The sequence below is a fragment of the Flavobacterium caeni genome, from assembly GCF_900101895.1.
In the GTDB taxonomy this organism is placed as follows: domain Bacteria; phylum Bacteroidota; class Bacteroidia; order Flavobacteriales; family Flavobacteriaceae; genus Flavobacterium; species Flavobacterium caeni.
On the sequence record NZ_FMVF01000010.1, the window covers coordinates 1 to 12,881 of the forward strand.

The 12,881-nt window shown below is 50.7% G+C and carries 12 protein-coding genes; 1 reads left to right on the top strand and 11 read right to left on the bottom strand.

What is annotated here, in order from left to right; all coding sequences use genetic code 11:
* The first annotated feature begins 14 nt into the window (after positions 1-14).
* Positions 15-140: an IS3 family transposase gene (locus tag BLP55_RS10745; RefSeq protein WP_394331923.1), complete on the top strand. Its 126-nt coding sequence runs from the start codon at positions 15-17 to the stop codon at positions 138-140.
* A 516-nt stretch (positions 141-656) separates the two neighbouring features.
* On the opposite strand, the gene ruvB is transcribed toward BLP55_RS10745, so the two are convergent.
* From ruvB to BLP55_RS10800, 11 genes are all read right to left on the bottom strand, one after another.
* Positions 657-1,679 (bottom strand): Holliday junction branch migration DNA helicase RuvB, encoded by a 1,023-nt coding sequence (gene ruvB, locus BLP55_RS10750; protein ID WP_091143550.1) that lies wholly within the window; start codon positions 1,677-1,679, stop codon positions 657-659.
* Positions 1,680-1,702: 23 nt separating this feature from the next.
* On the bottom strand, positions 1,703-1,993 hold the full coding sequence (locus BLP55_RS10755; RefSeq protein WP_091143555.1) for a GNAT family N-acetyltransferase: 291 nt from the start codon (positions 1,991-1,993) through the stop codon (positions 1,703-1,705).
* Positions 1,993-2,289 (bottom strand): GNAT family N-acetyltransferase, encoded by a 297-nt coding sequence (locus BLP55_RS10760; RefSeq protein WP_091143559.1) that lies wholly within the window; start codon positions 2,287-2,289, stop codon positions 1,993-1,995. The genes BLP55_RS10755 and BLP55_RS10760 overlap by 1 nt, the downstream gene beginning before the upstream one ends.
* A complete protein-coding gene (locus BLP55_RS10765) occupies positions 2,282-2,509 on the bottom strand; it encodes a (4Fe-4S)-binding protein (RefSeq protein WP_091143562.1) in 228 nt (75 codons plus the stop codon). The genes BLP55_RS10760 and BLP55_RS10765 overlap by 8 nt, the downstream gene beginning before the upstream one ends.
* Before the next feature lie 131 nt (positions 2,510-2,640).
* The gene (locus BLP55_RS10770; protein ID WP_091143567.1) at positions 2,641-4,458 is read right to left on the bottom strand and encodes a cytochrome c oxidase subunit I; all 1,818 of its coding nucleotides are present in this window, start codon (positions 4,456-4,458) and stop codon (positions 2,641-2,643) included.
* Between the two features lie 28 nt (positions 4,459-4,486).
* Positions 4,487-5,653 carry a cytochrome c oxidase subunit II gene (locus tag BLP55_RS10775; RefSeq protein ID WP_091143571.1) on the bottom strand — a complete coding sequence of 389 codons (1,167 nt, stop codon included), beginning with the start codon at positions 5,651-5,653 and terminating at the stop codon, positions 4,487-4,489.
* A 19-nt stretch (positions 5,654-5,672) separates the two neighbouring features.
* Positions 5,673-7,223: a quinol:cytochrome C oxidoreductase gene (locus BLP55_RS10780; protein WP_091143574.1), complete on the bottom strand. Its 1,551-nt coding sequence runs from the start codon at positions 7,221-7,223 to the stop codon at positions 5,673-5,675.
* Between the two features lie 26 nt (positions 7,224-7,249).
* Positions 7,250-7,795, bottom strand: a complete 546-nt coding sequence (locus BLP55_RS10785; protein ID WP_091143578.1) for a c-type cytochrome — start codon at positions 7,793-7,795, stop codon at positions 7,250-7,252.
* A 3-nt stretch (positions 7,796-7,798) separates the two neighbouring features.
* Positions 7,799-8,326, bottom strand: a complete 528-nt coding sequence (locus tag BLP55_RS10790) for a DUF3341 domain-containing protein (RefSeq protein ID WP_091143582.1) — start codon at positions 8,324-8,326, stop codon at positions 7,799-7,801.
* A complete protein-coding gene (gene nrfD, locus BLP55_RS10795) occupies positions 8,316-9,722 on the bottom strand; it encodes an NrfD/PsrC family molybdoenzyme membrane anchor subunit (protein ID WP_091143586.1) in 1,407 nt (468 codons plus the stop codon). The genes BLP55_RS10790 and nrfD overlap by 11 nt, the downstream gene beginning before the upstream one ends.
* Positions 9,723-9,756: 34 nt before the next feature.
* Positions 9,757-12,807 (bottom strand): TAT-variant-translocated molybdopterin oxidoreductase, encoded by a 3,051-nt coding sequence (locus BLP55_RS10800; protein WP_091143590.1) that lies wholly within the window; start codon positions 12,805-12,807, stop codon positions 9,757-9,759.
* Positions 12,808-12,881 lie beyond the last annotated feature (74 nt).

Genomic DNA, 12,881 nt, shown 5'->3' on the forward strand with positions numbered 1-12,881 from the left:
ATAAGTTCAGGTCAATAGACCATTTAAGGCATGAGATAAAAGAGTACATCAATTATTATAACAATGACAGGATTAAACTAAATTTAAATGGAATGAGCCCGACACAATATCGGATCCATCATTATCAATGTAACTATTAACTTGTCTAAACTTTTGGGTGCAGTCTAACAAATCCACACAAAAAAACTGAAGAAATTAAACGGGCCTTCAATGAGATTCCTCCTGCCGTCGGAATGACAAACGAAGCGTGTTAATCTGCGGCGGAGCGCAGCGGAGCCGCTAAACGTTCAGCAAAATAAGCGAAGTAAATGTTTCTCGCACAAGCAAATGTTCTTCGTGAGGCCGCGTTAGCGATTGAAGTGGAAATCCTTTTAACGCAGCGCAGCGTAGGTAAAAGATTGCAGCGTAAAGCGCGGTGGCGGCGAGGAAAACGCGAATAGCTTTTGACGAGCCGCCAAACGCCAATAAACAATAAAGAATATTGAATTTCGAACAACGAATGTCGAATATCGAATTCGCCTCAATCAACGACCAGCGGCGAGTCAAATGCGAACAGCTTTTGACGAGCCGTCAAACGCCAATAAATAGTAAAAATAAAGAATAGCGAATGTCAATCAACGACCCGCCAATAAATAATAAAAATAAAAAATAGAAAATTAAAACAACCCGCCCTGGATATTATTCCTAATCTTCCCAAGGTGCCTATACGCCTTCTCCGTCACCTCGCGTCCGCGCGGCGTACGGATGATGAAACCCTCCTGAATCAAAAACGGCTCATACACCTCCTCGATCGTCTCGCCGCTGTCGGAAACGGCCGTGGCCAGCGTAGACAATCCCACGGGGCCGCCCTTGAATTTGTCGATGATGGTGTTCAGGATTTTGTTGTCCATTTCGTCGAGCCCGTGCGCGTCTACGTTGAGCGCGCGCAGCGCATACTTGGCGATCTCGATGTCGATTTTGCCGTTGCCTTTGATTTGGGCAAAGTCGCGTACACGGCGCAACAAGGCGTTGGCGATACGCGGCGTACCACGGCTTCGGCCCGCGATTTCGATGGCGGCTTCCATGGTGATCGGCATTTTGAGGATGGACGAACTTCGTTGGACGATGGTCGTCAGGAGTTCGGTCGTGTAGTATTGCAGGCGGCTTTGGATGCCGAAACGCGCGCGCATGGGCGAGGTCAACAACCCCGAACGTGTGGTGGCGCCCACGAGCGTAAACGGATTGAGGTTGATTTGCACCGTACGGGCATTCGGTCCCGATTCGATCATGATGTCGATCTTGAAATCTTCCATGGCCGAATACAGGTATTCCTCTACGATGGGGCTCAGGCGGTGGATCTCGTCGATGAACAACACATCGCGTTCTTCTAAATTGGTGAGCAGTCCGGCCAGGTCGCCGGGTTTGTCCAGCACGGGCCCCGACGTGATTTTGATGCCCACGCCGAGTTCGTTCGCCAGGATATTCGCAAGTGTCGTTTTCCCGAGTCCCGGAGGCCCGTGGAACAGCGTATGGTCGAGCGCCTCGTTGCGCAAATTGGCCGCTTCTACAAAAACCTTGAGGTTGTCCAGAATTTGGTCTTGCCCCGAGAAATCGTCGAACGCCAGCGGCCGCAATCTTTTTTCGAGATCGAGCTCTTCGGGATTGTAACGTTGGTTCGTGGGGTCAAGATTTTCGTTCATACGGCAAATATAGCCAAACCGATTTACATCTGATAGCCCTCGGACAAAATGGAACGCCACTCGGGATGCTCGTTTACATAGGCCGAAACAAAGCTGCATTGCGGCACCAAAATGCGGTGGTGCGCTTTGAGGTGCCGCAACGTTTTTTGGATGAGCTGCGAGGCGATGCCCTGTCCTTGCATAGACGCGGGCACTTCGGTATGCGTGAGGTAAACTTTCTTGCCTTCGGTGAAGTATTCGACAAACGCAGTTTGCCCGTCGATTTGGAATTCGAATTGGTGGTCGGCTTCGTTATGGAGGAGCTCGAAATCCATCAGCCGATGTTGTAGCCCGGTGCAAGCAGCGACTTCCATTCGGGATTGCGTTTGAGATAAGCCGCCACAAACGGACACAATGGCGCGAGTTTGTAGCCGTTGTCCTTCAGGTAGTGCAAGGCCTTTTCCACGATCGACTTGCCGACGCCTTTGCCGCCGAGCGCAGTGGGCACTTCGGTATGGGTGAGGTACATGTTGTTGTCTTTGTCGACGATGAATTCGATAAAGGCGGTATGGCCTTCTACTTCGAGTTCAAAACGTCTCTTTTCGTCGTTGCGGTGCAGGGTGTTATCCATGGTTGGGTTTTTGGGCGTTTAGGTAAGTGCTCAGCGCACCCGATGGGCATTTGCTGACCTGTTCGATGATTTGCGCCGTGGTCGCGCCGTCTTGCTTGATCCAGGGCTTTTCGCGCGGCTGGAACACCTTGGGCAATCCGCGGGCGCAAATACCCGAATGGATGCACAACTCGGGCTTCCATACAATCGTGACTTCGCCGTTTGAATATTCTTTGGTCATCGGGTTTTGGTTTGTATAAATATACGCATTTATCGCTTGCCGACACCATAAAAAATGACGATGAATGACCTTGCCTTTTGGGTATAAAAAAAGCCTCCCTAAATGGAAGGCTTTCTATATTTTGATGAAGATTAGTGGTGCAACTCCTCTTCGCCGTCTTTCATTGGGATGTGCTGTGGCACGAAATCGTCGTCGTGGCCCGGCTTGCTGTAATCGTATGGCCAACGGTGTACTTCAGGGATTTCACCCGGCCAGTTGCCGTGCATGTGCTCGACCGGTGCGGTCCATTCGAGCGTGGTCGAACGCCAAGGGTTTTGCTCGGCACGTTTGCCGAAAAAGATGCTTGCGAAGAAGTTGTACAGGAACACCAATTGGAATGCCCCGCCCACCAACGCGAACAAAGTAATCAAAACGTTTACGTCCTGCAATTCGTCGAACAACGGGAACGCAGTGTTGGTGTAGTAACGACGCGGCAATCCGGCGAGTCCGATAAAGTGCATCGGGAAGAATACGCCGTACGCACAAACCGTGGTCACCCAAAAGTGTACATAGCCGAGGTTTTTGTTGAGCATGCGCCCAAACATCTTCGGATACCAGTGGTAAATACCCGCGAACATACCATAAAGCGCAGAGATACCCATTACGAGGTGGAAGTGCGCCACGACAAAGTACGTATCGTGTACGTTGATGTCGAGCGTCGAGTCACCCAAGATGATGCCTGTAAGACCACCCGTGATAAACGTCGATACGAAGCCCATCGAGTACAACATGGCAGGGTTCATCTGCAGGTTGCCTTTCCACAACGTCGTGATCCAGTTGAACGCTTTTACCGCAGACGGGATCGCGATCAAGAGTGTCGTAAAGGTAAACACCGATCCGAGGAACGGGTTCATACCCGACATAAACATGTGGTGGCCCCAAACGATGGTCGACAAGAACGCAATGGCCAAGATCGACATGATCATCGCGCGGTAACCAAAGATCGGCTTGCGCGAGTTGGTGGCCATGATTTCTGATACGAGACCCATCGCAGGCAAGATAACGATGTATACTTCGGGGTGTCCGAGGAACCAGAACAAGTGCTCGAACAATACCGGTGAACCACCTTGGTAGTGCAATACTTCGCCGGCGATGTAAATGTCAGAAAGGAAGAACGACGTACCGAAACTTCTGTCCATGATGAGCAACAATGCTGCCGACAAAAGTACCGGGAACGAAATGATACCGATGATGGCCGTGATAAAGAACGCCCAGATCGTCAGCGGTAGGCGCGTCATCGACATGCCTTTGGTACGCAAGTTCAAAACGGTCACGACATAGTTCAACGAGCCCATCAACGACGAAGCGATGAAGACCGCCATCGAAACGAGCCACAACGTCATACCTGCACCCGACCCGCCAATGGCTTGCGGCAACGCAGAAAGCGGCGGATAGATCGTCCAACCTGCCGATGCCGGACCGGCTTCGACGAACAATGAACACACCATGATGACCGACGACGTAAAGAACAACCAGTACGAAATCATGTTCAAAAAGCCCGACGCCATATCACGCGCGCCACATTGTAGCGGAATAAGCAGGTTACTAAAGGTACCCGACAAACCGGCCGTCAAGACAAAGAATACCATGATGGTTCCGTGGATCGTGACGAGTGCCAGGTACATGTCGTTGTTCATCACGCCGTTTGGCGCGTGATCGCCCAGGAAGAAGCTGAATACTTTGAACGATTCTTCTGGCCAAGCGAGTTGCATACGGAACAACATCGACATCCCGACACCGATAACCCCCATGATGATACCCGTGATCAGGTATTGCTTGGCGATCATCTTGTGGTCAATACTGAAAATGTATTTGGTGATGAACGTGTCCTTATGGTGGTGTTCATGGCCGTGATCGTGGTCGTGTGAATGGTCGTGATCGTGTCCGTGATCGTGAGCTAATGCTGACATATTGTGTACTTTTAGTTCTTTTAATGAATTATTTGGCGGCAACGGCTTTGGCTACTGCGGTCGTGTCTTGCGCTTTGGCCGAATCCTGTGTGGCGGCCGGCGCTTCTGTTTCGGCCGGGGTGGCGTTGGCCGCTTTGACCTCTTCGATGAGCGTTGGCTTCTCGGCCAACCACTTCTTGAAATCCTCAGGCGTATCGACCACCACTTTCATTTGCATGTTGTAGTGCGACGAACCGCAAATCTTGTTACACAACAACAAATAGTCGAAGGTATACGGGTCAAGCGGCTGTCCGCCTTTGGCGACGAGTTCCTGGCTTTTCTTGGCGCGGATCACGTTGATGTTGGCCACTTTTTCTTTCATGAAATCCATGTCGCGCATTTCGGCCGTGGTGTAAATCGGCTCGAAAGCAAACTCCGTCACCATGCCCGGTACACAGTTCATCTGCGCGCGGAAGTGTGGGAAATAAGCCGAGTGCAATACGTCTTGCGAACGGAACTTGAACAAAACCTTCTTTCCTTTAGGCAAATGCAATTCCTGCGTGACTTTGTCGTCTTGCGCATTCGGGTCGGCCAAATCGACACCCAGGGTGTTGATGCCTTCAATGTAACGCACGTTGGCTTTGCCGAGCACGTCGTCTTCGCCCGAGTAACGCGCCGTCCATTTGAACTGCTGCGCATACACCTCTACAATCATTACGTCTTCTTCTTTTTCGTCGACGAACATGATGTTGGTCCAGGCATACAAACCATACAAGATCAAACCTGCCAAAACGATGGCCGGGATCACAGACCAGATGAATTCGAGTTTGTCGTTATCGGCAAAATACAAGGCCTTTTTGTCCTTGGTGCCTCTGTATTTAAAAGCAAAGTAGTGCAACAGGAACTGCGTGATGGTTTGCACGACAAACAACAGCACCCAGGTGATGTTCATGAGGTTGTCGACCAGTCCACCGTGTGCCGATGCAGGCGTACTCAAAACGAAGTGGCCCCATTTGATCAAGCCGTAGATCGTCAGGATATAAATGAACGCCAAGAAGATGAACATCAGGTATCCTTGGATGTTATTATCCTTGTCGTTGGCTACCTGCGAATTATTTGCCTTGGCCGCGATTTGCGTCAAATCAAATATTTTCGTCAGCTGCCACAACGCGACGGCTAATAAGACTAAAACTATAATTACCAACAAACTTGTCATCTGACTCTTGCTTTAAATATTAATAATGAAAATGTTTACTTTCTTCGATGAACGGGTTGCGTTTTGGCATCAGCGGCACTTTGGTAAGCGCGGTAAACACCACAAAAATGAACAATCCGAGGAAGAAACATACCGATGCGATCTCTGGGATGCCGATAAACCATTGGTCGCCCACGGTAGCCGGCATGATCATGTTGAAGAAGTCGACGTAGTGGCCGCAAAGGATCACGACACCGGCCATCACCAATACCCATGAAATACGTTTGAAATCGGTGTTGATCAAAATCAGGATCGGGAACACGAAGTTCATCACGACCGCGCCCCAGAAAGGCAAGGTGTAGTCGTTGATGCGCGTCACGAAATAAGTGACCTCTTCAGGAATGTTCGCATACCAGATCAACATGAACTGCGAGAACCAAAGGTAGGTCCAGAAAACCGAAATACCGAACATGAACTTGGCCAAATCGTGGATGTGGCTGGTGTTGACATGCTCCAAATATCCGTTGTTCTTCAAGTAAAGCGTAATCATACAAATGGTGGTGATGCCGCTCACAAAGAAACTCGCGAACACATACCAACCGAACAAAGTCGAGAACCAGTGCGGGTCAACCGACATGATCCAGTCCCAAGACATGATCGATTCCGATACGATAAAGAACACGAGGAATCCGGCAGACATCTTGAATACTTTTTTGTAGTTGCTGTCGTCGCTCGATTCGTCTTGCGCCAATTGGCCTTTTCTCGAGAAATGACGGTACAGGTTCCATCCGATCAGGAAGATCGCCGCGCGGATGAGCCAGAACGATACGTTCAAATACCCTGATTTACCCGCGATCAACTTGTCGTAATTCGGACTGGCTGGATCGGTCACCCCATCGGCCATCCAAACAAACAAGTGGTTGAAATGGAACGCGCTCAAAAGCAACAGGATAAAGAAAATAACCGACGCCACCGGCAAGTAAGCCGTGATGCCTTCCATGACGCGGAACAATACCGGAGACCATCCGGCTTGCGCCACTTGTTGGATCGCATAGAATGCAAGTACACCCATCGAGATCAACAAGAAAAAGATACAAGCCACATACAAAGCAGCCCAAGGCTTGTTCTGCAATTGGTGCAATACGTGGTTCAAATGTTTTTCGTGCTCGGCGTGCTCATCAACCTTTTCGGTCTTGTGTTTGCGGATGCCCAAATCGGCAGGCGCCTCGGTGTGAACGACCGGCGCGGCAGCGATTGCAACGGTATCGACATGCATCGAATCGAGTTCTTTTTCAGCGACATTGGCTACAGGAACGGCGTCGTGGTGTACCGGATCTACGGTAGGCGCGTGCGCTTCGGTGGCTTCGGCTTTGTGCGCTTCGGCCCCGTGGGCGTCATGGCCTTTGGCTTCGTGGCCTTCATGACCCGCAGCTTCATGCCCTGTTCCGTGGCCGTGGTGTTCGGCTGCCAGGATTGCCTCGACTTCCTTAATGTCTTTTGGTGCAGTTAAAAACCCATACCCGATCCCAAGCAGTCCGACGACCATCAGGATCAAAGAAAATGTTTTTAATTTACTTGAAAATGTGTACATATCTATTGCAATCAGTTTGTTCTACATTATTTGTTTTTGAGTTCCATGACGTAGGCCGCAATCATCCAACGCTCCTTGGTGCTGAGTTGATTGGCGTGTGAACCCATGGCGTTCAGTCCGTAAGTCTCTACGTGAAAGACGCTTCCTTCGGTGATCACGCGGTCTTTGTAGCTCGGCACCCCAAGGAACTTCTCCTGTTTGACGAGTTTTCCTTTTCCGTCGCCGGCAGCCCCGTGACAAATCGCACAATAAATTTCGTAAAGTCCTTTTGCTTTTTCCTTGTCGGCCTCAGACCATGGTCCGTAAGGCGACTTCGAATTGGCTTTGGCCGCTTCGTAACCTTCGGTGGTATTTGGGTAATCGTATACCTCAAACCCTCTGTTGATGGTTCCTGCCGGTGGCAACTGACCTTCCTTGCCGTTCTTGAAAGCATCGGATTCTGCGTAGGTCTCATACGAAACCGCCTCGTACATGTTGGGCATGTACTGGTAGTTTGGTTTCTTGGTGTTTTGGCAAGACGATGCAATGATCGCTACTCCTGCTAAAAGCGCAATATGGTATACCCTTTTCATAGATTAATGCTTTTCAATTACTTTAACTTCGACGGCACCTGTGTTCTGGAAGAAAGACACCATGTCGTTTTCGTTCCCGCTCACGGCTACTTCCATCAGGAAGTGGTCGTCGGTGGTTCTCACATCTGGATTTTCGGCTTGTTTGAACGGCCACATACGGCTTCTCATGTAAAACGTGATCACCATCAAGTGCGCCGCAAAGAATACCGTCATCTCGAACATTACCGGCACGAACGCTGGCATGTTCTGGATGTAGCTGAAACTTGGCTTACCACCAATGTCTTGCGGCCAGTCCGAGATCATGATGTTGTTCATCATCCAGGTTGCCGTAGACAAACCGATACAACCGTAGATGAAGGCGCAAATCGCCAATCTGGTCGGGGCCAAGCCCATCGCCTTGTCGAGTCCGTGAACCGGAAACGGCGTGTATACTTCCTCGATGTGGTGGTGTGCCTTGCGCGTTTGTTTTACCGCGTCCATCAAGACGTCGTCGTCGTTGTAAAGGGCGTGTATAACTTTATTAGTGCTCATGATGCGAATGTTTATTAGCTTCTCTTTCTCTCTTATAGTTTTCTCCCGATGTCTTCAAGATTGTCTTAACCTCTGCCTGCGCGATTACCGGGAAGGTTCTCGAGTACAACAGGAACAAGACAAAGAAGAATCCGATGGTTCCGATAAAGATTCCGATATCGACAAACGTTGGCGAGAACATCGTCCAAGAAGACGGCAGGTAATCGCGGTGCAACGATGTCACGATGATCACGAAACGTTCGAACCACATCCCGATGTTTACCACAATCGAAATCACGAACGAGAACATGATCGACGTACGGAGTTTCTTGAACCACATGAACTGCGGTGAGAACACGTTACAGGTCATCATCGACCAGTAAGCCCACCAGTAAGGGCCGGTTGCACGGTTCAAGAACGCGTATTGTTCGTATTCTACGCCCGAGTACCAAGCGATGAACAACTCGGTGATGTAGGCCACACCTACGATCGATCCGGTGATCATGATGATGATGTTCATGAGCTCGATGTGCTGGATGGTGATGTACGCCTCCATGTTACACACTTTACGCATGATGATCAAAAGCGTGTTTACCATCGCAAATCCAGAGAATACCGCACCGGCCACAAAGTACGGCGGGAAGATGGTCGTGTGCCATCCCGGGATGACCGAGGTAGCAAAGTCAAAGGATACGATGGTGTGTACCGAAAGTACGAGTGGGGTAGCAAGTCCCGCGAGTACAAGCGAAACTTCTTCGAAACGCTGCCAATCTTTGGCACGTCCGGTCCATCCGAAAGAAAGGATGGTGTAGATTCTTTTGGCGAAAGGAGTCACCGCACGGTCGCGGATCATCGCAAAGTCAGGCAAGAGGCCAGTCCACCAGAATACGAGTGAAACCGAAAGATAGGTCGAGATCGCAAATACGTCCCAAAGGAGCGGCGAGTTGAAGTTGACCCACAAAGATCCGAATTGGTTCGGAATCGGAAGCGTCCAGTAAGCAAGCCACGGGCGACCCATGTGGATGATTGGGAACAGACCCGCTTGGACTACCGAGAAGATCGTCATCGCTTCTGCCGAACGGTTGATGGCCATTCTCCATTTTTGACGGAACAACAAGAGTACGGCCGAGATCAGCGTTCCCGCGTGACCGATACCCACCCACCAAACGAAGTTGGTGATGTCCCACGCCCAGCCGACGGTTTTGTTCAATCCCCAGGTTCCGATACCGGTAGAGACGGTGTAAATGATACAACCAACTCCCCAAAGGAATGCGGCGAGCGCAATTAAAAATACTGTCCACCATTGTTTGTTGGCGCGGCCTTCTACCGGCGCGGCAATGTCCACTGTTACATCGTGATAGTTTTTATCACCAATGACCAACGGTTTTCTGATGGGTGCTTCGTAGTGAGACGACATAATCTGTATCTTGTTTTCTTAATAATTTACTTTACTAGCTGTTTCTGACTTTCACGTGGTAGAACACATTCGGCTTGGTGCCTACGTGCTCGAGCAAGTGGTACATCCTGTCGCTTTCGGCCAATTGGGCTACTTTATCTGCTTTGTTGTTGACATCCCCAAAGGCCATCGCTCCCGAAGAACAAGCCGCCGAACAAGCCACTTCAAATTCATCTGCCTTGACTGCACGGCCTTCTCGTTTGGCTGCAAGGATTGTCGACTGCGTCTTTTGGATACAGAACGAACACTTTTCCATGACCCCGCGCGAACGCACGTTGACATCTGGGTTCAACACCATACGGCCGAGGTCGTCGTTCATGTGGTAGTCGAATTCGCTGTTTTTGTTGTAGAGGAACCAGTTGAAACGACGCACTTTATACGGGCAGTTGTTCGCGCAATAACGCGTTCCGATACAACGGTTGTACGCCATGTGGTTGTGTCCTTGACGCGAGTGCGACGTAGCGGCAACCGGACAAACCGTTTCACACGGTGCGTGGTTACAGTGCTGACACATGACCGGCTGGAACGACACCTGCGGGTTGTCGGCAGGGCTTTCCATTTCACCGAATCCGCCCAATGAACCTTTTTCGCCGAACAAGCCGTCGAAGTTGTTCTTCTTCTCGTTGTCTTTGGCGAAAGTCTCTTCCGAAGAGTAGTAACGGTCGATGCGCAACCAGTGCATGTCGCGGCTTCTTCTTACCTCCGACTTGCCCACCACCGGAACGTTGTTCTCGGCATGACAAGCAATCACGCAAGCCCCGCAACCGGTACAGGCGTTCAAATCGATCGAAAGGTTAAAGTGGTGGCCCACCGAGCTGTCGAAAGACTCCCAAAGATCGACGGTAGTGGCCGGCACTTCTTCGTGGTCCAAAGACACGACCGGAACCGGGTTCCATACTTCGGCTTCTTCTTTGTTGTAAATATCGAGTGTGGTTTCCTTGATGATGTCGCCACGGCCCATAAGCGTCTTTTGTCCTTGGACACAAGCAAACTCGTGATTGCCGCCCGCTTCCTTGACGGTCGCGGTTTGCACATTGTTGAAACCTTTATAGAGAACGTAGGCATTGACACCCACTTTCATTTCTTCTTTCATCGAAGCCGTACGACCGTATCCTACCGAAAGACCCAAGGTACCTTTGGCCTGACCCGGCTGGATGATTACCGGTACTTTCTCGAGCGTGGTGCCCGATACGGTAATGTTGACGTAGCTTCCGTCGAGACCACCGTTGGCGACGATTTCGTTGTACAAACCAAGGCTTTCAGCATCGGCTCTCGACACGGTCACGTAGTTGTCCCAAGACACACGCGTGATCGGATCCGGGAATTCCTGCAACCACGGGTTACCCGCTTGTTGCCCGTCGCCGAGACCGGTTTTGGTGTACAGGTGCAATTCGAAACCACCGGCTGGCTTGGCTTGTGCAAGCGCAGCGGCTGCGGCAGCATAATTGGCCCCGCCTGTAGCAGCAGCACCTCCTGTCGCACCTACGTAAATACCGTCGTGCAATACCTTGTTCCAGGTCGATCCGGCAATGATGCCCGACGCCGTAGCTTTGAGATAATCGTAATAAGTGCCTGCCGCTCCGTTCCAAGACATCAACGCCTCTTGGAATTGCTTGGTGTTGAAGATCGGACGGATGGTTGGTTGTGTAAGCGCGTACGTGCCTTTGGTCATTTCGACATCGCCCCATGATTCGAGGTAATGCGGTGCCGCCGCGGCAATTGTAGCGAGCGAAGCGGTTTCGTCTTCTTTCAAAGAGAACGCCACCGATGTTTTTACTTTCTTCAAACCTGCCGCGAAATCTTTTCCGTTCGGCAAAGTGTATACTGGGTTTACGCCGCTCATGATCAACGTACGGACGTTGCCCGCGTTCATGTCGGCTACGAGTTGCGCGACCTTGGCGTTTGATCCTTTGCGGATTTGACGCGTGCCGGCCGTCGTAAACGCCTCGCTTTGCAAAGCCTGGTTGATGGCCAGGACGAGCAATTGCGCGTTCTTGTCTTCGATACCCGAAACCAAAACACCTTTGCTGCCCGCTGCCTTGAGTTGCTGCGCCACTTTCATGACCGCGTCTTCGTTGGCAATTTTACCCGTGCCCACACCCGATCCGGTGATGACGTTGTATATTTTAACCAAGGCTTGCTTTTGATCGGCCGAAGTCATCGCCAGACGCTTGTCGGCTGCAGCGCCAGACAAAGTCATGTTGGCCTCCATCTGGAAGTGACGCGACATTTGACCGTTTCTCGGAATCCTGCCTTTGGCGTACCCCGAGTCGTAGCTTCCGCCTTGCCAGTCGCCCAAGAAATCGGCACCGATCGAAACGATCAGGTTGGCTTTAGAAAAATCATAATCCACCAACGCGCGTTCGCCATAGGCCATTTCGAACGCGTCGAGCGCCTCAGACGACGAAACGGCATCGTAAATGACATGTTTTGCGGTTGGATACTTGGCGGTAAATTCCGCGATCAACTTTTCTGTTGACGGGCTCGCCAGTGTACTGGTAAGAAGCACGATAGGCCCACCTTCGGCGAGGCTTGCTTTTACTTTGCTGTCTACATCTGCCCAAGAAGCGGCTTTACCCAAAATCTTTGGCTCTTTGAGACGCATGCTGTCATACATCGACAAAACCGAAGCGTGAACGCGCGCATTGGCGGCGAACTTGGCTCCAGGCAAAGTGTTGTTTTCGATCTTGATGGGACGGCCTTCGCGGGTTTTGATGAGCAGGTTGGCAAAATCGAATCCGTCGAACACAGACGTTGCATAATAATCCCAAACACCCGGGATGATTTGCTCTGGCTGTACGACATAAGGGATTGCTTTGTGCACCGGGCCCTCACAGGCGGCCAACGTGGCAGCGGCTGTACTAAAACCGACGTATTTCAAGAAATCACGACGCGAAGTCCCGTTTTCAGAAAGCGCCTCCTTGTCGCCAAGGAACTGCTCCGTCGGGATTTCCTCGACAAACTCGTTATTTCTAAGCGTCTCAACAATAGAACTATTTTCGTTTAGTTCCTCAACACTTTTCCAGTATTTTTTGTTTGATGACATCGTATATAAAAATTAGCTTCTTAATTTATCTTTTGTTTAATCGGTCAATCGGTTAATCGCCAATTCGGTTAAAC